11 protein-coding genes are annotated in these 20,027 nt (G+C 69.4%); 2 read left to right on the forward strand and 9 right to left on the reverse strand.

The window, feature by feature from the left end; genetic code table 11:
* Nucleotides 1-8 precede the first annotated feature (8 nt).
* The 7 genes from ACIRPK_RS15455 to ACIRPK_RS15485 all read right to left on the reverse strand — a co-directional run bounded on the left by ACIRPK_RS15455 (nt 9) and on the right by ACIRPK_RS15485 (nt 8,099).
* Nucleotides 9-848: a toxin-antitoxin system YwqK family antitoxin gene (locus ACIRPK_RS15455; RefSeq protein ID WP_403038297.1), complete on the reverse strand. Its 840-nt coding sequence runs from the start codon at nt 846-848 to the stop codon at nt 9-11.
* Between the two features lie 321 nt (nt 849-1,169).
* A complete protein-coding gene (locus tag ACIRPK_RS15460) occupies nt 1,170-1,745 on the reverse strand; it encodes a pentapeptide repeat-containing protein (protein WP_403038299.1) in 576 nt (191 codons plus the stop codon).
* Nucleotides 1,746-1,937: 192 nt separating this feature from the next.
* Nucleotides 1,938-2,183, reverse strand: a complete 246-nt coding sequence (locus ACIRPK_RS15465) for a hypothetical protein (RefSeq protein WP_403038302.1) — start codon at nt 2,181-2,183, stop codon at nt 1,938-1,940.
* A 225-nt stretch (nt 2,184-2,408) separates the two neighbouring features.
* Nucleotides 2,409-2,729, reverse strand: a complete 321-nt coding sequence (locus ACIRPK_RS15470) for a toxin-antitoxin system YwqK family antitoxin (protein WP_403038304.1) — start codon at nt 2,727-2,729, stop codon at nt 2,409-2,411.
* 41 nt (nt 2,730-2,770) lie between these two features.
* On the reverse strand, nt 2,771-7,186 hold the full coding sequence (locus ACIRPK_RS15475) for a toxin glutamine deamidase domain-containing protein (protein WP_403038692.1): 4,416 nt from the start codon (nt 7,184-7,186) through the stop codon (nt 2,771-2,773).
* Between the two features lie 110 nt (nt 7,187-7,296).
* Nucleotides 7,297-7,680, reverse strand: coding sequence for a hypothetical protein (locus ACIRPK_RS15480; protein ID WP_403038306.1), 384 nt, complete (start codon nt 7,678-7,680; stop codon nt 7,297-7,299).
* Nucleotides 7,681-7,724: 44 nt separating this feature from the next.
* Nucleotides 7,725-8,099 (reverse strand): hypothetical protein, encoded by a 375-nt coding sequence (locus ACIRPK_RS15485; RefSeq protein ID WP_403038309.1) that lies wholly within the window; start codon nt 8,097-8,099, stop codon nt 7,725-7,727.
* A gap of 240 nt (nt 8,100-8,339) precedes the next feature.
* Here ACIRPK_RS15485 and ACIRPK_RS15490 point away from each other — a divergent pair, with 240 nt between their 5' ends.
* Entirely contained in the window at nt 8,340-9,584 is a 1,245-nt protein-coding gene (locus tag ACIRPK_RS15490) for an SUKH-4 family immunity protein (protein ID WP_403038311.1), read from the forward strand.
* A 39-nt stretch (nt 9,585-9,623) separates the two neighbouring features.
* On the opposite strand, the gene ACIRPK_RS15495 is transcribed toward ACIRPK_RS15490, so the two are convergent.
* Nucleotides 9,624-10,145: a GNAT family N-acetyltransferase gene (locus ACIRPK_RS15495; RefSeq protein WP_403038314.1), complete on the reverse strand. Its 522-nt coding sequence runs from the start codon at nt 10,143-10,145 to the stop codon at nt 9,624-9,626.
* Between the two features lie 140 nt (nt 10,146-10,285).
* On the opposite strand from ACIRPK_RS15495, the gene ACIRPK_RS15500 reads away from it, so the two are divergent.
* Nucleotides 10,286-11,305, forward strand: a complete 1,020-nt coding sequence (locus tag ACIRPK_RS15500; RefSeq protein WP_403038317.1) for a mechanosensitive ion channel family protein — start codon at nt 10,286-10,288, stop codon at nt 11,303-11,305.
* A 22-nt stretch (nt 11,306-11,327) separates the two neighbouring features.
* Here ACIRPK_RS15500 and ACIRPK_RS15505 read toward each other — a convergent pair whose 3' ends face one another.
* Nucleotides 11,328-20,021, reverse strand: a complete 8,694-nt coding sequence (locus tag ACIRPK_RS15505; RefSeq protein ID WP_403038320.1) for a toxin glutamine deamidase domain-containing protein — start codon at nt 20,019-20,021, stop codon at nt 11,328-11,330.
* Nucleotides 20,022-20,027 lie beyond the last annotated feature (6 nt).

The raw sequence follows: 20,027 nt of genomic DNA on the forward strand, positions 1-20,027 counted from the left end.
CACGCCTCCTACGAGCCCTTCAGCCGCCCGCTCGACCTCCTCGGCATCGCCTGACCAGCACACCTACAAGATCCCCGGACTTTGCAACATCCCTGCGGCCATGAGTGTTGCAACTGGCCATCCGGGGTCCACTGATACTCGGCTGCCATCTGGCCTTGGTCCGTATACAGGCGGCGAATGGCAAGCCGGCCGTCTTCGTACCATTGCTGGTACTCCCCGACGAAATGCCCCTCCTGAAACGTGGCCTCCGTCTTCAGTGCCCCTTCCAAGTACCACTCCCGCCACGGGCCGTGCCGGAGGCCGTCTCGATAGGTCTCCAGCACAGTCGGCTCCTCGGGTGCGTCAGTAGCCTCACCCGTGAAGAGCTCGCCCCTGTACGTCAACCGAAGTGCCAGGTCCGTCCCGACATCAGGATCGTTGATATCGATACGCAGCATTCTCACTCCGATCCTTCGGGCTGCCGTCCGAGCGCCAGAGCCGCCACGGCCCGTTGAACTACCCGTCCATGCCCGAGTCTGCCGACCGTCCTCGTCCCAGGCATAGGACGCCAGCTTCTTTCCCGATACCGAGTAGAGCTTGCGGGCCTCAAGGCGCCCGTTCTCGTGCCACGCCAGCGTCTCACCGACGAACCTGCCATTCACGAGCTCGCCCTGCGCACGCGGGCTGCCGTCCAGGTACCACAGTCGCCAGGGCCCGTGCAGCCAGCCGTCCCGGTAGGTCTCAAGCGACACGGGATCCTCCGAGGAACCCTCGAATACCTCACCGGTGAACGGCGTTCCGTCGTAGAGCAGGCGTTGCTCATGGTCCATGTCGATCGCCCCGTCGTTGACGTCGACCCGCAGCAACACGATCCCTCTCCTTCCGTCCCGAGGCACCCGCGATCGCCGACAGCTTTGGGCCTCCAGCAGCGTCAACCTCAAGCCGCTGCTCGTACTCTTGCTACTCCCCGGTGGCCGGCCAGGGCCGGAGGCAAGACGCTCTCGCTCTCGGCTCGCAGCGCTCTAGAAACGGTCACAAATCTCCCGCACCCCACGGTCGTACTCGGCCTCCTGCTCCAGTGTGGCGTCCTCCGAGCCGTCGACCTTGTACTTCCCGCCGACTTCATAGAACCGCTCCGAGACCGCCAACCGGCTCAGACTCCGGCGAACGAATTCCTGTCATCACCAGGGCTACCGCGCCCTGGCCTGAAGCACTGTCACCTGGCCGCCGCGCTCGGCGATCCACCTCTCGAGCGCCTCACCGCCGAGCTCGGACGACTCTGTTCCGTCCCACAGGGTCACCGGGCCGAAGACCGTTCCCGAGAGTCCACGAACCGAAGTGGCCTCGTCCACCTGGACCTTGAACGAGTTCTCCTGAAGAACCGCTCCCGAGAGATCGGCACCTCGCAGGTCCGTCCCGAGCAGTGAGGCACCGAGAATCTGCGCGTCGCGAAAACTCGCGCCCACCGCATCCGCGCCGTACAGCGAAGCGCCGACCAGATCCGCCCGGTCGAGTCGCGCCGACCTCAGCCGGGCATCGTCCAGATTGACCTTCACCAGACTGGCGTCCGTCAAGTCCGCGCCTTCCAGATCCGCACCTGCCAGATCCGATCGATAGAACTCGGTACCCGCCAAGCCGACATGAGACATCGTCGCACCGACAAGATACGACTCGGAGAGGTCCGTCCCCCGAAAATCCCCGCCCCGCAGGTCGATTCCCGGCGCACTCATGGCAGCGACGTCCGCTGCCGCCCACTCCGCGACCACCTGGACTGCTGCCGGGTCGATGGGCCACGCAGCAGGCCCCCGTCCATCAGAGACACCGGATGACATGGCCCCCCACTTGTTCTCGTCGATACGACCGCCGGGTCGCGAACCGTCCCCGATCCACGCCGCCCCGGCCGTCACCGGCGACGGCGGCGCGAGCGCAAAGTCCTGGTTCCGAACCCCACCCGAGACTCAGCCGCCTGGCGCGCGAGCAGCGCTGGTCTCCACCAACTCCCGCGCAACCAGCAGCGGGGTGTCCGTCCATCCGAGCAGCGCCTTGGTGATAGCAACCGCCTGAACGGTGCTCACCTCTCGCTCAACCAGCAGAGCCTGCACCGCCTCCATGCCCTCTCCTGCGAGGACCGGTCGGCACTGTTCGACCAATGCGGTCCACCGGGCAGCGAGCTCGGGCTCCAGCCCTGCGACATTCTCGAACACGACAGCTCCTCACCCTCGCGAACGCACGACCTCAACGACCGTCAGCCGACCGAGCCTGGCCGTCACGCCCCTGCAGGGATCTTCGCAAGCCCAGCGTTGAGATGCCGATCATTGTCCGGTCGTGAGCGGCGAGCTCCTGCAGCCCGCACCGTCGATCCGCAGGATCGTGTGAGCACGACCAACGCCATCGAGCAGGCCGCCGCCCGCGTCCGCGCCGCCCGCCATTCAGGCGCCGGCGGTCCAGGATCGGGTCTGCCGACCGTCCTCGTCCCAGGCGTAACCGGCCAGCTCCTTGCTCGTGTCCGAGAACAGCCTCCGGGATTCCAGTCGCCCATTGGGGTGCCACGCCAGGGCCTCGCCGACGAGGCCGCCTTGGACGAACTCACCCTGGGCCTTCGGGCTACCGTCCAGGTACCAGAGCCGCCACGGCCCGGTGAGCCACCCGTCCTGATACGTCTCCAGTGAGGTCGGGGCGTCGAGGTCGCCCTCGACCACCTCACCGGTGAACGGCACTCCGTCATAGGTCAGACGCTGCCCAGCGTCCATACTGACTGCTGGATCGTCGATGTCAACGCGTCGCAATGTACTCACCTCGGCTTGAACCCAGTCGGCTTGTTGCTGTCGTAGTCGAATCCGGTGAACCGACCGGCCGTGCTCGGCACCCCATCCAGAATATGGTTGCAGTTCCCGCAGAACGGAGCCGGGTGGCCCATCTCGACATCGGCTGGCTTCCCACCAGTGCTCTCGCCACCGGACTTGTCATCCGATGTGCCGCCGGCCCCGTCGTTCGAGTTCCCGTCGACCGTGTCATCCGACTTGTCTTCGGTCTTCAGCTCCTTGGGCAGGAAGGGGGACTCGACCGCCATCTCCAGCTCACCGAACACACTGTCGTCATCCGGCAACCCCATCCGCTTGCGCGCCCAGAGCAACTGGTTCACGATCTTGATCTCAGCATGGGCCATCGGGAACCGGTTGGGGTGCGGAGTGCCCGGCGCCGCTGCACCGGTATCCCGCGGCAGAGCATCAAGGCGCCTCTGCAACGTCGGGTGCACGTTCTCCGGCAGGATCGAATCGTCCTTGCGACCGTTCAGTGCTTCGACGACCATGCCTGTCCGGCGGTCGATGCCGACGCCGGTGCAGGCGCCGATTTCAGCCTTGGCCATACCCGGGAGGCCGTCAAGCTTCTTTCGGTTGTTGCGCTGGTTGGGCTTCAGCGAGTCGTACGCTTCCTTGTACTCCGCAGCGGCGTTCCGGTACGCCTCGCCACGCTGCTCCCTCATCCCGTCGAGGTACTCACCAACCGATTTGCCGTCCACCGCCACTACGAGGTCGTAGTCCCCATCCGCAGCATGCTCTGTCTCGACCCGGCTTTCGTCCTCCAGGTCGATCTGCTCAAGGAGCTTCTCGCCCTTGGCCGGTGGCGTGTCCTCCCCCTTGAGTTCCAGGGGACCGGGGTCCTTCTTCTCTCCTGGCTTGTCGTCCTTCTCGTTTCCGTCCGGGGATTCCTGATCCGTTCCGGCGGGTTCTTCGGGGGCGTGGCGGTCGTGTTCGGGGTTGTGGTCGGGGTCGGTGTGGTGGGTGGGGGTGGTGGGGTTGCGGTCGGGGTCGAGGGGGATGGCGAAGACGCCGTTGTCGCCGTTGTGGAGGGGCTTGTCGCTGTGTTGGCCGGTCTGGGCGTCGATGTAGGTGATGGTGCCGTTGTGGTTGACGGCGTTCCAGGCGTGGGAGCGGCCGTCGTTGTCGGTGGTGATGATGACGGCTTGGGAGCCGTGGCCGCTGTCGCGGAGGGTGTCCTCGATGCGGTGGAAGGCTTGGGGGCCGTCGCCCATGTCGTTGAATTTGGTGCCGAGGGCGTTCTCGATGCGGTCGCGGCCGTTGCGTTCGCCGCGGTCGGTGGGGTTGCCGTGGGTGTCGTGGTCGGGGGTGCGGGCGCCGGCGGGGGTGGGGTTGCCGTCGAAGGTGTCGACGGTGGCCAGGGCGGTGTCGACGCAGTTGTTGTTGCGGCCGGGGGCGTGGGGGTCGTCGCCGTTGATGGCGGCGGGCCAGTTGCCGTCGTTGGGGTCGGGGTGGCGGACGGGTGTGCCGTCGGGGTTGTGCGGGGTGGCGTCGTTGACCCGCTGGTGGTCGTGTTCGGTGGGGTCGAGGATGCCGCCGGGGGTGCCGGTGGGGCGGTCTGCGGTGGCGGGGCGGTGCGGTGTGTTGCCCGGGGTGTCGTCGGGGCGGGTGTGGTCGGGGCCGTCGGGGTCCAGGCGGGACCCGATGTCGGGGCGCGTGTCGTCCGGGCGGGGCGTGTCGGGGCGGGTGGTGTTCGCGTCGCTGGGATCCAGCCGCGTACCGATGTCCGGGCGCGTGGCGTCGGGCCGGGCCGTGTCCGGGCGGGTGCCCTCGGGGCGGTTCGGGTCCAGGCGGGAGCCGATGTCCGGACGGGTCGCGTCAGGGCGGGTGGTGTCCGGGCGGGTGCCCTCGGGGCGGTTCGGGTCCAGGCGTGACGGAATGTCAGGGCGCGTGCCGTCAGGGCGGGCCGTGTCGGGGCGGGTCGCGTTCGACCCGGTGGGGCCCAGGCGTGACGGAATGTCAGGTCGGGGGCCGTCGGGGCGGGTGGGGTTGGGGCGGGTGGGGTTCGCTCCGGTGGGGTTGAGGCGGGTGGGGATGTCCGACCGGGGGGTGTTGGCGTAGGCGGTGCGGGGGTCGGGTCGGTTGGTGGTGGGGCCGCGGTCGGCTGCGGGGCGCGGGCCCAGGGTGGGCCTGTCGTGGTCGGGGCGGCGTTGTGGCTGGACCGGTCCGGTGGTGGGGGTGGGCGGTGCGGTGGGCCGGCTGGTGGTGGGGGTGGCCGGGTTGGAGGCGGTGGGGGTTCCCGTGTGCGGGACTCCGCCGGGCACGCCACCGGGCGCCGCGCCGGGGGTGGTGGTGTCGGGGGTGGGTTGTGGGGTGGGGCGGTGGTCGGGGCCGGCCTGGGACGGTGTGGCGGTGGCGGTGGCCCCGCCGGCGGTGTTCAGACGCGGAGCCGCGCCGGTGGTGCCATCCGTGCCGGTGCCGGTGGGGTCGGCGTAGGCGGTACGCGGGTCGACCCGGGTCGGGGCGGGCTCCGGTGACCCGTGCTCAGGGGCCGGGGTGTGGGCGGGAGTCCGCGCCTCCGGCGTCGCGGCGGCTGCGGGTTGCGGTGCGGCGTCCGGACGGGTCTGGGGCGGGGTGTTCTCGTGCCGGGGCGCGGGAATGTCCGCCGTCGCCGGGGTGTGACTGGGCGTCGGTTCACTGGGACGCACCGGGCCGTAGCTTGGGCGGCTGTCGTCACCACGCGGCGGCGGCGTGTGCTCAGCCGCAACCGGACGAGAACCAGGATCATGATCCGGGGTCCGCGACGGGCCCTCGGAAGCGTTCGGCCGGGTGCCCGGGTCGTGGTCCGGTGTCCGCGACGGGCCCTCCGGGGACGACGAGTTGGGACGGGAACCCGTATCGCCATCAGGCGTACGCGACGGCGCACTGTCCGGACGAGCACCGCCGTCATGGTCAGGCGTACGGGAGGGAGTGCCGTCCGGCCGGGTACCGCCATCGCCGTCCGGCGTACGGGACGGAGTGCTGTCCGGCCGGGTACCGCCGTCATGGTCAGGCGTGCGGGAGGGGGTGCTGTCCGGCCGAGCACTGGTGTCGTGATCGGGCGTACGCGACGGGGTGCTGTCCGGCCGGGTACCGCCGTCGCCGTCCGGCGTCCGCGACGGGGTGCTGTCGGGGCGGGTGCTGGTGTCGTGGTCGGGGGTGCGGGAGGACTGCTGCGAGTCCGGTCCCGAACGCCCTTCCGGGGACGGGGTGCTCGCCTCACCACCCACCCGCGTCCCGAACGGGTCCAACGGCGCCGAACCCCGCTCGCCGGACGTCGGCGACGGACCCTGCTGCCCCGAACGCGGCACCTCGCTCGAACCCGACCCGTCACGGCCCGCCGAACCGTCCGGCGACGTACCGGGCGTCCGACCCGCCGAACCGTCCGGCGACGTACCAGGCGCCCGACCCGGCGAACTGTCCCCACCGCTGCTCGAAGGGGTATGCGAGGACGGGCTGTTACCCGAAGGACTGCTGCCGGACGGGCTGCTGCCGTTGGACGACGAGGGTGTGCTGCCCGACGACGGGCTGCTACCCGGGGAGGGCGTACTGCCCGGGGAGGGGTTGCTGCTGCCCGACGGTGACCTGTCGCCGCTGTTCGACGCATCACCACCACTACTGCCGCTGCTGTCGCTGTTGCCGGAGGAGTCCGCGTCGCCACCGCCGTGCCCCGCCGCACTGTCCAACCCACCACGCGCATGACCACCAGCGCGCGAACCCACCCCGTCCCGCAACGCCTCCGTGAACGTCTGACCCGAGTTCGCGACCGCCGTCTTGAACTCCTCCGCCCCCGCCTTACCGGTCCGCCCCAGATCAAAACCGTCCTGCGCACCGAAACCCTGGTTCACCGTCTGCGCGATCAGATCACTGATCATCGCCTGCACAGCCGAAACCACCGGCTCCTTCAACGTCTCCAGGATCGCCTCAACCAACGCGTCCCGAAGCTCCTTCAACAACCGACGAACAATCATCTTCGTCGCCTGCACCGCCCCCGCGGCACCCAACTCCGACAACCCCAACGTGAACGGCGCAGCCGCCTGAGCAGCGATGATCTCCACCGCCAACACCACCAACTGCGCGATCACCGCGATCTTGCACGCAATCACGATCATCGCCGCCGCATCGAACGCCGCAGCGATCAACCGCGACGCCGCCGCCGCATCCGCCAAATACCCGCCACTGCCACCCGCCGAAAACTTCTCCCACGCCTTACCGAACGCCTCGATCGAATCACCCGAATTCGCCGAACGCACATTGTTCGCCGCACCCGCCGCCCGATAATGCAACTCATCGACCGTGTCCGCGAAATCCCGCCACACCTGCGCGGACTCCATGAGCTTGTCCTCGTCCGCCTTCGGCCAATCAAAGCCGAGCATCTCCAGAACCCACTCAACACTGTCCGGCAACATCAGCGACACTTCGCCAAACCCCCCGTAACAAAAACCACATCACGACAACACGAAACCCACAACAAACCCAAAAACAAAAGAAACCAACACACAGACCGACAGGCCGAACCTCAGACCACCTGCGGCCGGTACAACGCGTTTACCCGAGCCCCGACCATCCCCTGCGAACCCTCCAACGTCCGGAACGACCCATCCGTCGCCGACTCGTTCGCCTCGTGCCCCGCCGCCATCCCCTGCAACTTCTGCCCGATCTCCCCGATCCGCGTCCCCAAAGAAGCCATCGACTCCTTCATCCCATCCCGCAGACCCTCATACACCACACCGAACTTCTCACCCAGATCATCATCACCCCACGGCGGAGTATCACCCTTCTCCAGGGCCTCCAACTTCGCCGACAAATCCTTCACCGCAGCCGAGAAATCCTCACCGACCGCCACCAAGCTCAACCCCTCAGCCCGAAGACCGACCGGATCCACCACAATCTGCTGCGACATCAACGCCCCCGTTCTCGCCTTTCCGAACCAACCCGGACAGACCGTCAGAAACGGTTCCGGTTCAGTTCCCACTCCTCGGGCTCGTCCGGCCCATACTCCGCCTCGGTCTCCTCGCGCAGCTTCTCGGCGCGCCCCTCGGAAGCCTTCTGCTCGGCCGGCGACAGGTTCTCGGCGGCCGTACGGATCTGGCCGAGCCGGTCGCCGATCGCGCCGAGGTAGGTGTCGGACTGGACGACGTCGCGCATCCCGACCCGCCCGGCCAGGACGTCCCTGGCCATCCGCTGGAGGGTGTCGCCGACGGCGTCCGAGTTGGCCAGGGTCCGCAGCGCGCGGCGCAGTTCCCGTGCCTGGGCCGGGTTGTCGGCCACGTCGAGCAGTTCGTCGTCCGAGATCTCCGGATTTTCCCGATCTGCAGCCATCTCTCCCCCTGGATCCCGGCTCACCACGCCACGAGGCCAACTGGGCCTCCGGCGAACAGCATTGCTCATGAGATCATAATGTTTAAGGTTGGGGCTGTCCTTGTTCGGTCTCGACCTTGCAACAGGTAGCCTCACCAGGTCCGGCCACTGCGCGCCAAAAGGCAGCATGACAGCGGCCCACCGCCCCAACACCAGAACAGTGTGGGCGACCCAACACCCACAGCACAGCGAGGAGTCTTCGTGATTACCCAGGAGCTTGCGCTCAGCACGGCTGACGCCTGGCTGAACGGCAGCGGCGGCGCGCAGCGTGAGGTGCGTTTCCGGGAGTTCGATCTGGGGTGGGTGGTGTGGGCGGCTCCGGCGCCGTTGGAACGTGACCCGGTCACCGGGCAGCGGCGTCCTCCGGCCGATCTGGGTGACGCGTGCGGGGTGATCGACCGTCAGAGCGGTGCGCTGAGCGTGTGGTCCTCGATCCCGGTGGACGAGGTGATCGAGGCGTACCGCGAGCGCAGCCGCCCGGCCACCGGTCCGGGCAACACCCTGACCGCGACCTACCCGCACCCCAGCACCGGCGAGGACACCGTCCTCGACCTCACCTCCGCTCCCGGGCGCCCCCCGGTCGAGCACCAACTGGTGGCCGAACTGTCGCGCCGCGGTGTGGCCGCCGACGCCGTGCGCACCATCCACACCGCGCTGCGCCCGGCCACCCTGCCCGGCGGCTACGGCGCCGCCCTGCTGGAGCAACACTTCCCCACCGCCGCCGTCACGTTCGACCACCCGTACGGGATCACCGCCGCCGAGCGCGCCGAGGGCATCGCCGCGCTCGTCGAGCGGACCCGGCCCGCCACCAGGCCCAACCCGGTCCCCGTGCCCGCACCCGGGTCGGTCACCGCGGCCGAGCCGGTCCGCGACGTCGCGCTCGGGCGTCAACTCCCCGCCGCCTTCGGCGAGGTGATCCGCTACGACGCCGACGACCTCGCCGCCAGTGCCCTGCCCGAGAGCACCCGCTCCACCCTCACCTGGGCCGGCCTGCCCGCCGACCTGCCGCTGTTCCTCACCGCCGACCGGCACGACACCCCGCCCGCCGGCGGCCTCTTCGCCGACCTGCGCACCCACCTCACGGCGGCCGGCTCCCCCGTCGAGGCGGCAACCCTGGACGTCCTCGCGGGCTGGACCCGGATCGGCACCGACGGCCTCTGCGCCATCGCCGTCCAGACCACCGGCGACGAAGCCGGCTCCGTCTGGGCCGTCCACCCCCGCACCGGCAGCGGACGCTTCGTCAACAGCTCCGTCTCCGCCTACATCCGCAGCCTCGCGCTGCTCGCCACCACCCGCCCCACCCTCAGCGGCCTCGACCCCAAGGACGCCGGCACCGCCCTGGCCGCCCTGCAGACCGGCCTCGCCGAGATCGACCCCGACGCCTTCCGCAAGGACACCACCTGGTGGACCGTCGTCACCGAACAGATGTGGCACGGCCTGCTCTGAGCCCGGTCCTGAGCCGGACGCCGTCCACCGGCGTCCGGCTCAGCCGTCGGAGCCACCAGAGCGGTCCCAGCCGATCCGGTAGTACTTCAGCCGCTCGTCCTCCCGGACCAGCCGCATCCCCACCGCCGTCATGACCCGCTGCGACCCGACGTTGCCCAGGTCGGTGTCACCCTCCACCGCGGCGACGCCCCGCGAGCGCGCCAAGGCCAGCAGCGCACGCACCGCCTCGGTCGCGTACCCCTGCCCCCGCACCGACGGGACCAGGCCGTAGCCGATCGTCACCGTGCCGGTCCGGTCCGGGGCCCCGTGGAACCCCAGGCCGCCGACGACCACACCGTCCTCGCGCCGCCGGATCTCGTACGCGCCGAACGGCTGCGGATCACCGCTCTCCGCACAGGTGTTGAGGAACCGCCGAGCCCCGGACAGGTCCCCCGCATCGGGGTATCCGGGTGCCCAGGCGGCTCCCCCGTTCTCGCCCGCCACCACCTGCTCGGCCTCCGCGACGGTCATCGGATGGAGCAGCAGCCGGGCGGTCAGCAGGTCAGTCACCAGGTCGTCCATGACGGACGACCCCATCATGCCGACACCCCGGAACGCACCCGGATTTCCGCCCCGCCGCCGGGGCTCCGCGCCGAAGACCGCCGATCGACATACCGTCACATCAGGGCGCAAACCGCCCCTGCCCTGGTGGAGGTGTGCCCGTGCTCTGGCCGCTCGTCACGCTGCTCGTCGTCGTCCTGGTCACCCTCGCGGTCGGCTGGGTGGCGGACCAGGTGCTGCAACGGGTGGCCGGACGGCACCCCGAGGCCCCCGTCTGGGCCCTGCTCCGGCGCTGTCGCGTCCCGCTCCAACTCGTGGTCTGCTGCAGCCTGCTGATCGGCACCCGGCCGATCGAGCGGCTCTTCGACCTCAAGGGCGACGACGCCCACCACGTGATCCTGCTGGCCCTGCTCGCCGGCGTCGGCTGGCTGGCCATCCGGATCGTGGCCGCCCTGCTGGAGGCGTTCTTCGCCCGGTACGCGGCGGTCGCCGACGACCCCGCCCGGGTCCAGCGGGTGCGGACCCAGCTCGGGATGACCCGACGGGTGGTCAGCGCCCTGGTCGCCGTCGTCACGGTCGCCGTGATGCTGCTGACCTTCCAGGCCATGCGCACCATCGGCGCCAGCCTGCTGGCCTCGGCGGGCATCATCGGCATCGTGGCCGGCATCGCCGCCCAGAGCGCCCTCGGCAACTTCTTCGCGGGGCTCCAGATCGCCTTCGGCGACACCGTCCGGCTCGGCGACACGGTGATGGTCGAGGGTCAGCAGGGCACCGTCGAGGAGATCACCCTCTCCTACCTGGTGATCCGCCTCTGGGACTACCGCCGCCTGATCGTCCCGACCTCCTACTTCGTCAGCAAGCCCTTCGAGAACTGGACCCGCAAGGACCCCGGCCTGCTCGGCGCCGTCCTGCTCCACCTCGACCACACCACGCCCGTGCCCGAACTCCGCGCCGCCCTGCACGAGTTCCTCAGCACGAACCCGCTCTGGGACGCCACCGAATGGGCCCTCCAGGTCACCGACACCACCCCGAGCACCATCGTCGTCCGAGCCACCATGACCGCCCGCACCCCGGACGACGCCGCCGCCCTCCGCTTCGAGGTCCGCGAGCACCTGCTCGGGTACCTCCGCGACCACCACCCAGGTGCCCTCCCCCGCATCCGCACGGGGGAGGGCACCTGAGAGCACACCGTCGTCACGGGCCCTACGGACGCCGCGGTATCTGGTGGAGGTTCAGCGGCTCGACCACGGTGTCCCCGTTGCCTTCGCGAACGAATGCAACGCCTGGCACACCGAGCGCCTCGGCAACCCCCGGGACGGCCGACTTCCGGATCCCCAGCTTTCCGCGCATCCCCTCGGACAACTGCCCCTTGTGCTCACCGACGTGAGCGGAGCCCAGCACCACCACGTACTTGGCGCCGACGCCGGACTTCTTCTGGTGCCTGTCGATCACATCCACCGTGTAGGAGTTCATCCGCTTGGTGCGCCGGTAGATCTCCGGCTTCACCTCGCCCTGCGGAATGGGAGCGCGGTCCGGGGGCTGCGGCGGCATCCGGGCAGGGAAGCCGTCGACCAGCTGAACGCCGATCCTGTTGGTACGGGCGGCGACGATCGTGTTCAGGACAGAGTCCGCCTTGAATTTGTAGGTCCGCTCGTGCCTGGAAATGGCGAGGGCGAGCGGGTCCCGCGGGCGGGGGTCGGTACTGCTCATGAACTGGTTCAACTCGTCCTGAAGCGCGTCGTCCCGGAAATGCTCCAGGTACACCGTCTTCACTCCGCTCCTGCTGAGCGCTGGCATCTGCTCCGCAAGGAACGTCCAGGTCGCCTGATCGTTGTGGTTCTCACCGAGGACGAACCCGTCGTACTTCCCCAGCAATGCTCCGGCCTGCTCACCCGCTCCTGTCACTTGCCCCATCAGCAGCCCGTCCACATCCCCCGCGTTCAGCAGCTTCGGGCGCTCGCGCACGGACCTCTTGGCGGAGGCGTCCAACTCGCTGACGCGGGCGTCCTGTGCCTGCCAGTAGGCCTGTGACTCCGGCCTGGTGAGCCCGTACTCCCTGAGGAAGTCCTTGGGGGGAAGCGCGGCGTGCTGCTGCATGCTGGTGTCACCGGTGCGGCGCAGACCGTACTGGACCAGGTCCCGTGCCTTGCCGGCGAACTGGTAGTAACGGTCGTTCAGCGTGGTCGGGTCGAGCCTGGTGGTGAACTCGCCTGTGGCCGGGTTGAAGGTGACATCCGGGTTGTCCCGATCGCGGCCCAGCTTCAGGACGCCGTTCTCCTCCCAACCCAGCCTCTCCGCCTCGGGCAGATCCGCCCCCTGGGGCACGTCCTGGAGGAACGGCAGGGGGTGGCCGTCGAGCATGGTCATGCTGCCGGGAACCGGCAGACCAGCGGCCTGCCTCATGAAGGACTCCAGGTGAAGCATGACTTTGGTCACTTCCGTGTTGGCCCGGACGCGTTCCCTCCGCTCGGGCCCGTCGGGCAGGGGTGGCCCCGGCGGCGTGTCGAGCCGGGGGAAGGTGAGGGCGGCGGATCGACCGGGCGGATTCACGTGCGAGGTCGCGCCAGGACGTTCGGGGGCCGTGCGGTTGTGGGTCGAGTCGGGGGTGTGGTGGTCGGGGGTGATCGGGGCACGGTCGGGGTCGAGGGGGATGGCGAAGACGCCCTCGTCGCCGCTGTGCAGGGGCTGGTCGCTGCGCTGACCGGTCTGGCCATCGATGTACGTGACCTGGCCGTTGTGGTTGACCGCGTTCCAGGCGTGGGCGCGTCCGTCGGCGTCGGTGGTGATGATGACGGCCTGGGAGCCGTGGCCGCTCTGCCGGAGCGTCGACTCCAGTCGGTCGAACGCCTCCCGGCCGCTCCCGAGGTCGGCGAACTTCGCGCCGAGGGAGCTCTCGATCCGGTCGCGGCCGCCCGCCTCGCCACCCGGTGACGGCGGGGTACGGGGGGCGGCCGCCGTGGGGCGCCCGAGGTAGGTGTCGACGATGGAGAGCGCGACGTCGACGCAGTTGTTCCCGCGCCCCGGGGCCGTGGGACCGTCGCCGTTGACAGCACCGATCCAGCCACCCTCGTACGGGCTCGGGTGCACCACCGGTGCCCCGTCCACGCGCGGCACCGCACCGTCGATCCGGGCCTGATCGGCCTCCGTCGGCTGCATCAGCCCGTCCGAACCGCTCGGCCGGTAGGCCGTGGCCGGGCGGTACTCCGCAGGGGCGTCGTGCGCTGCGGGGTGGGCGGTCACCTCGGCCGTCAGCTGGTCCAGCCACCGGTCCTCGGGGGTGAACCACTTGAGCTGATCGTCCACCGTCTGCTGGCGCTCGCCGGCCTGCTTCCAGTCGTTGCCCAGACCGGCCACGACCTGGGCCGACAGCATCGCCTTGGTGTCCTCCACGACCGCGGTCCGGCGCTGCTTCGCCTGGGCGGCGAGACTCTCGAGGTCGGCGAAGGTGGTGGGCACCCGCTGGTTCCCCGGCGTCTGCTGCGGGGACCCGACCGGCTGCTGCGGCGGCATCGCCACCGGGTTGCTCCCGGTGAAGGGCGCCGTCGAGTCCATGCCCGCCATCGTCCGGAGTGCGTCGCGCTGGGCCTCCATCTGCTGCCGGAACATGCCGAGTTGGTCCGCCACCTCCTGCTTCCCCGCCGGGGTCCAGTACGGCTTCGCGAGCAGCTTCGTCGCGGCCCGGTCGAACTCGCCCAGTTCCTTCTGCGCCAAGCCCGCATAGATCCGGGCCACCTGCGCGGCCTGGTCGCCCTCGGTCCCCGGGGTGAGCTTCAGCGGACGGGTCCGGACCGTGCTCACCTGCTCGTTGTCCTTGTCCTCCCGGTTCTCCTGGCTGACGATGTGCCAGCCACCGTCGCTGTCCTGCCAGAGGGTGTTGGTCACCTCGAAGGTCTTGGTCTTGTCGCTGTCCCCGGTGTCCGCGCTCTCGTACTCCTCCCAGCCGAACCAGTCGGTGGGGCGCTGGTCGCGCCGGAACAGGGCGGCCTTCGTGTTGGCCACGTTGCCGTTCGGCGACTGGTAGTGCCAGGCGGTGATGTGCCCCGGCCGGGCACTCGGCGTCACGGCGAGGGCACACCCGTTCATCGTGGGTGTGACGACGAGCTTCGACGGCCCCGAAGTACCGTCGCCGGACAGCGGGATGTCGGCGTGCCCGATCTTGCCCAGGTCGATCCGTTGGACCCCGTCCGAACCGGTCACCGTGGCCGGCGCCCCGACCTTGAACGGGATGTACCCGGACTGCAGGTAGTCGGCGTCAGGGCCCGCCGGAGGCAGCGGCCTGTTCCCGATCAGCGTGCGGATCTCGCTGTTGACCTCGGCGTACTTCTCCAACGCCGGGGTGAGGACATAAGCCGGCTTGTCGGCGGTGCTCCGCACCGGGTCGGGGACCATGGTGAACCAGTGGTTCGTCTGTCCGTCGACCAGCTTCTGGAGGTTCGCCCGCTCGGACGAGCTGAACTGGTCTCCATGGCGCAGGACCAGGCCGGCGTCGACATTGGTGAAGACCAGGTTGTCGGTGAAGAAGGTCTTCGGGTCGGCCGCGAGCGAGTGCTCGGTCGTCAGCGGCCCTTCCGGTGCGTCCGGTCCGTCCTGGTCCTGGTCCTGGTCCTGCTCGTGTTCCTGGTCCTGGTCCTGCTCGTGTTCCTGGTCCTGGCCCTGGTCCTGACCGTCCGTCGGGCCGTCCTGATCGTTCGGCGCACTGTTTGAGCTGGACGATTCCCCCAGATCGGTACCGGCCGGCTCCGCGATCCTCTTCCGGTGCTCGTCCATCTCCTTGAGCTGCTGCTCGCTGAGCTGGAAGCCGTAACCGTCCGTCACAGGCTGCACGGGGTCGGGGGCCAGGACCATCCGGTCCATCAGGCTGTACGGGGTGACCATCTCGAACCGGGGAGCCTGGCCCGACTCCTGAGCGCTGGGGCCGACCACGGCGACGCCTTCGTTTCCGAGCCTCTCCAGCAGCGGAATCGACGGGTCGTGGGGAGGCCAATCCGTCCTTCCGAGGCGCTTGCCCGTCTCCTCCCAGATGACCTGCTCCCGCTCCGGGGACTTCTTGTTCCACGTCGCCTTGTCGAAGGTGACGAGGTCGAAACCGTCCTTGTCCGGGCGGAGCTGCACGTCAAGGAGCTCGTAGTCAGTCGCCTTCTTCTTGCCCATGGGGTTGTAGCGCCCCTCGGTCCGAAGCTCCTCCCTGAATTCGATCTGCGCGTCCAGCTTCACGATCTGCTTCTGGGCAGCCCGGATCTGCTCCAGCGGGGCGCCCTGGTCCGTGAGCCGGTTGAGCTCGTTCTTGGGCTCCATCCTGGCCTTCTTGAGGCCCGCGACGTCCTCGGCGATCTGCCAGTCCATGTAGCCGGTGGCATCGTTCGGTGACGAAGCGCTGTAGAACCCGAACCAGTGACGATCTTCTGCCTTCCGGATGGAACTGTCGGGGAACTTCCCATCCTTGAGCTTGTCGGTCTTCGCCGTGGCACCGGCGTGATAGAAGATCGTCTTGTGGTCCAGCTTCTGAATCCCGTCCTTCGCCGGCTGGAACTCGGACAGGGAGGGATCGCCCTCCTCCACGTGGTTCGGAGAGTCGCTCTCGTCATCGCCGTGCTCAGCCTCTTGAACGCTGTGCTCTACCTCTTGGTCGCTGTCGCTGTACTCGACCTCGTCGTCACTCTGGCTGTCGCCGTCGCTGTCGTCGTACTCGACCTCTTCGTCGTACCGGTCGTAGTCGTAGTTGTCGTAGTCGAAGTCGTCATCGGCGGCGTCCTCCAGCAGACCGGGCTCGCTGGACGGTCGGTCCGTGGCGTCGGGCGCCACGTCGCTGGGCTTGCGGTCGGGATCGAGCGGGATGGCGAAGACGCCGTTCTCGCCGTTGTGCAGTGGCTTGTCGGAGCGGTGGCCGGTCTGGGCGTCGATGTACGTGATCTTGCCGTTGTGGTTGACGACGTTCCAGACGTGGGACCGGCCGTCCGTGTCGGAGGTGATGATCACCGCCTGGGAACCGTGGCCGCTCTGACGGAGCTTGTTCTCCAGCCGGTTGAAGGCAGCGGAGCCGTCGCCGTAGTCCGAGAACTTGGCGCCCAGGGAATTCTCGATCCGGTCGCGTCCGTTCCGCTCGCCCAGGTTGGACGGGCGCCCGGCGTCGTCGAGGTCGGAGGTACGCGAGGCTGCGGCCGTCGGGTGGCCGGAGTAGGTGTCGACGGCGGCGAGGGCCACGTCGACGCAGTTGTTGTTACGGCCGGGAGTACGCGGGCCGTCGCCGTTGATGCTCGCGTGCCAGTTCCCGCTGTTCGGGTCCGGGTGCACCTGCGGCCGGCCGTCCGGGCCGTGCGGGACCGCGTTGTTGATCCGCTGGTGGTCGAGATCCGACGGATCGACCAGACCGCCCGGGCTTCCCTGCGGCCGTCCGTCGGTCGCGGGCCGGTACGACGGATCGGACTCGGTGGACGGCGCGGGGGACCCCGTATCCGAGACGCCACTGTGCGGCTGGTCGGTGGCATGGTCGATCGAACGGGTACCCGACGGAGCGTCACCGAACGGTGCAGGCGGCGTGCCGGTGCTGCCAGGGGCCGACGGTGCGGACCGCGAGACCGCGGAGCTGCCATCGGTCCGTGAGCCCACTGGCCCGAAGGACCTCGCCGAGGCACCGGTACCTGGCGGCGGGGGCGGCGGCGGCGGACCACCGAGCCGGTTGCCCGGCGGCGGAGGCGGCGGCAGCGGAGGACCCGACGGGCCACCACCTCCCGGCGGCGGGGGCGGCGGCGGCGGACCACCGAGCCGGTTGCCCGGCGGCGGAGGCGGCGGCAGCGGGGGACCCGACGGGCCGCCACCACCCGGCGGCGGAGGCGGCGGCAGCGGGGGACCACCATGACCATGGCCCGGCCCGTTACCCGGCGGGGGCGGCATCGAGGGCTCCGGAGCAGGCGGCCGCTCCCTTGGATGCTTCGTTGCGTACGTCTGAAGGTACGCCTTGGCGAAGTTCTTCCGAGCCTTCGCCCCAACCTTGTCGGCTGCCGGCGTACCCGCGTACGGCGGGGCCCCGAGAGCGGCCGTGATGCCGTCGAACATCCGTTGCTCGTTGGGATTCTTAGGCAGCTGCACCGCTGCATCCCAGTAACCCGCCGGGGCGAGCCGTGCGGGCGGATTGATGCCGAGAGCAAGCTCGATGCTCGTCTTCTGGTCGAGCTGGAGGTTGCCCTGCCCATCGGCTCCGACATAGAAGACCCGAGGGTTCGGCCGATCGAACCTGGCCTCGTTGGTGAGGATGTTGTGGTATTCGATCAACGTGACGTTGTTCGTCCTCGGATCGATGTCGAAACCGTCCAGGACCTGCTGATGGTGTCCCAGCTCGTGCTGGATCACCTCCTCCTGCGTCCAGCCGTCGCGGTTATCGGGGTGATCGGGGTCCACCGTCTGGTTGATCGCCAGTGCCTCGGGACGGCCATCCATGCTCGCGACGTAGGCACCTCCGCCCAGACCGGTGAGGGTCTGGGTCGCGTCAGCGGTGTTCCCGATCTCGGGACCACCGCTGAGGAGCGAGAGGTTGAGCCGGTGACCGGCCTCGGTCAGCGGAAGGTTGACCACTCCGGACGAGTACTGGGAGAAGGGGGTGGACGCCGTGGCGCCGGTCGGTGCGAAGACCATGACCTGGGGAAGCTGATTCGGCTCCATCCCCAGGATCCGCCCGTACTCCGCCATGGCGTCCTTGTCCGGAACCGTGCCGGTGGGAGGCAGCGACTGCGACCATTCGGTCAGCGGTGCGTCCGGCGAGGCGTCCGGATCCGTGTCCGTGTCCGTGCTGGGAGGGACGGCGCCCGGCCTGTTTCCCAGGGTGTTGGCCGGATTCACCGGAGGCTCAGCGGAGTTCGTGCCGACCGGGCGGGACGGCTGGGCCGTGGGCTGCGGGCCGGTCGGACGGGCCGTCGACGGCCCGGCGCCGGGCGCGGTGTGCTGCGGGGCCGGTGCTCCCGGCTGGGCCGGAGCGTCGGGGGTGACCTGCGGGGGCGTGAAGTCTGCGGTGGGGCTGGGTGCGTAGCCCGGGGTCGACGGTGCGGTCCGCGTTCCGATGGTTCCGACACCGGCGACACGGGTGCCCGCCGGCTGGTCGTTCTGGTCGGTGTCCGGAGCCTGACGCTGATGCGGCACACCGGCGGGCGGACCGTCGGACGTGGGTGCCGTCCGGGGCGTGGGCGTCGGGTCCGGGGTGCTGTCCGGGGTGCGCTGGGTCGGTGGCTCGTACGGGGTGAGCTGTGGGGACGTCTCGCCACGGGTGGGGGTCGGGCCCTGGTACGGGGTGGTGTCGTGGGTCGGAGTGACGGCGTCCCGGTTGGCGGAGAAGGTCCGGGGGGTGTCCTCGGAGTAGTTCTGACGGATGTTGTGCCCGTCGCTGCCGACATCCGACAGGTTGGAATGGTTGCCGGAGTTGCCGTTCGTGTCGGGGGTGGTGCCCTCGGAGTAGTTCTGACGGATGTTGTGCCCGTCGCTGCCGACATCCGACAGGTTGGGCTGGTTGCCCGAAGCGGTGTCCCCATGGGAGTCGGGCTTGCTCGGGCCGCCGGATCCGTCGGAGTTCGAACTGCTGGGCGTATCAGAGGAATTGGAGCCGGGGGAGTTGGAGCCCTCCCAACCGTCGGACCTGCTGGGACCGCCGGAGCCGTTCGAACCGGACGAACCGGAGTCGTCCCAGCCATCGGACTTGCTGGAACTGCCGGAGCCATGGGAGCCGCTGGAGCCCGAGGAGTTGGAGTTACCCGAACCACCGGAGCTGCTGGAGCCCGAGGAGTTGGAGTTACCCGAACCACCGGAGGCGGTCGATCCGGAAGAGCCGGAACCCCCCGAAGCCCCCGAACTGCTGGAGCCGGTGGAGCTCGACGAAGGGGAATCGCTCGAACCGCTGGAGCCCGAGGAGTCGGAGCTGCCCGACGAGCCCGAGCCGGTGGAACTGCCGGAACTGCCGGAACCCGAGCCACTGGAACCCGGGGCGTCGGAGCCGCCCGCGAAGTCGGACGCATCCGGGATGTCCGAGGAGTTGAACTTCCCCTTCACGGCGGACGCGCCGCGCATGATGGCCGGGCTGCCCGCGCCGCTCAGGGCGGAGCCGCCCAGGCCCGAGCCGTCCACCTCACCCGTCAGGGCGAGCTGGGTCACCACGTCCGCACCGACATCGGTCAGCGCACCCTCGACCATCTGGGCCGGGAGGGTGTCCATCTTCTTGCCGATCAGCTTGCCGCCGGCCGCACCGAGGCCCTTGCCGATCATGCCGCCCGCCGCGCCGCCGATGGCGCCGCCGGCGGCGCTCATACCGAGCTCCTTGCCGTCCAGTTCCTTACGGTTGCCCGACGCCAACTGGATGGACTGGGCCAGCAGGTTGATGGCGACCTCCTGGAAGGCCTCCTTCAACGCGTACTCGATGATCTCCTTCGCCAGCTTCTTCAGGATCTGCTGGACCGTCATCTTGCTGACCTGGATGGCGGGCGCGATCGCCGCCATCGACGCACCCGCGGTGACCGGGGCGGCGGCCTCCGCCGTGGCGATCTCGAACGCCAGAATGCCCAGCTGCGCCACGATCGAGATCTTCGCGGTCTCAGTCGAGTTGGCCATCGCCTCCAGGCTGTCGGCCATCGCGTTGCAGGACTTCACCATCCCGGGGAAGAAACCGGGCTTGGACCCGTCCGCCGGCAGCACCAGCTTGTTCCAGTCCTTCTCCAACGCCTCGGCGGCGGAGCCCTGCTGGCCGTCGAGCGCCCGTCGCACCGCCGCGTCCGAAGCCCGGCCGGCCTCGTCCAGAGCCTCGGCAGTAGCCCGCCAACGACGGCCCATGTCCCGCATCAGGTCCTCGTCACCCTCCGGCCACCGCGTACCGGCGAGCAGGAGCAGGACCCACTGGAGGGGCTCGGGGAGTTCGACAGCCATGGTGGT

Origin of the sequence: Kitasatospora sp. NPDC101801, assembly GCF_044766665.1 — a bacterium.
GTDB lineage: Bacteria > Actinomycetota > Actinomycetes > Streptomycetales > Streptomycetaceae > Kitasatospora.

Excerpts from the sequence above, each read along its gene's own strand:
- ACIRPK_RS15475 (WP_403038692.1), bottom strand. The coding sequence starts at position 7,186 with ATGTTGCCGGACAGTGTTGAGTGGGTTCTGGAGATGCTCGGCTTTGAT.
- ACIRPK_RS15470 (WP_403038304.1), bottom strand. The coding sequence starts at position 2,729 with ATGGACGCTGGGCAGCGTCTGACCTATGACGGAGTGCCGTTCACCGGT.
- ACIRPK_RS15485 (WP_403038309.1), bottom strand. The coding sequence starts at position 8,099 with ATGGCTGCAGATCGGGAAAATCCGGAGATCTCGGACGACGAACTGCTC.
- ACIRPK_RS15480 (WP_403038306.1), bottom strand. The coding sequence starts at position 7,680 with ATGTCGCAGCAGATTGTGGTGGATCCGGTCGGTCTTCGGGCTGAGGGG.
- ACIRPK_RS15495 (WP_403038314.1), bottom strand. The coding sequence starts at position 10,145 with ATGGACGACCTGGTGACTGACCTGCTGACCGCCCGGCTGCTGCTCCAT.
- ACIRPK_RS15505 (WP_403038320.1), bottom strand. The coding sequence starts at position 20,021 with ATGGCTGTCGAACTCCCCGAGCCCCTCCAGTGGGTCCTGCTCCTGCTC.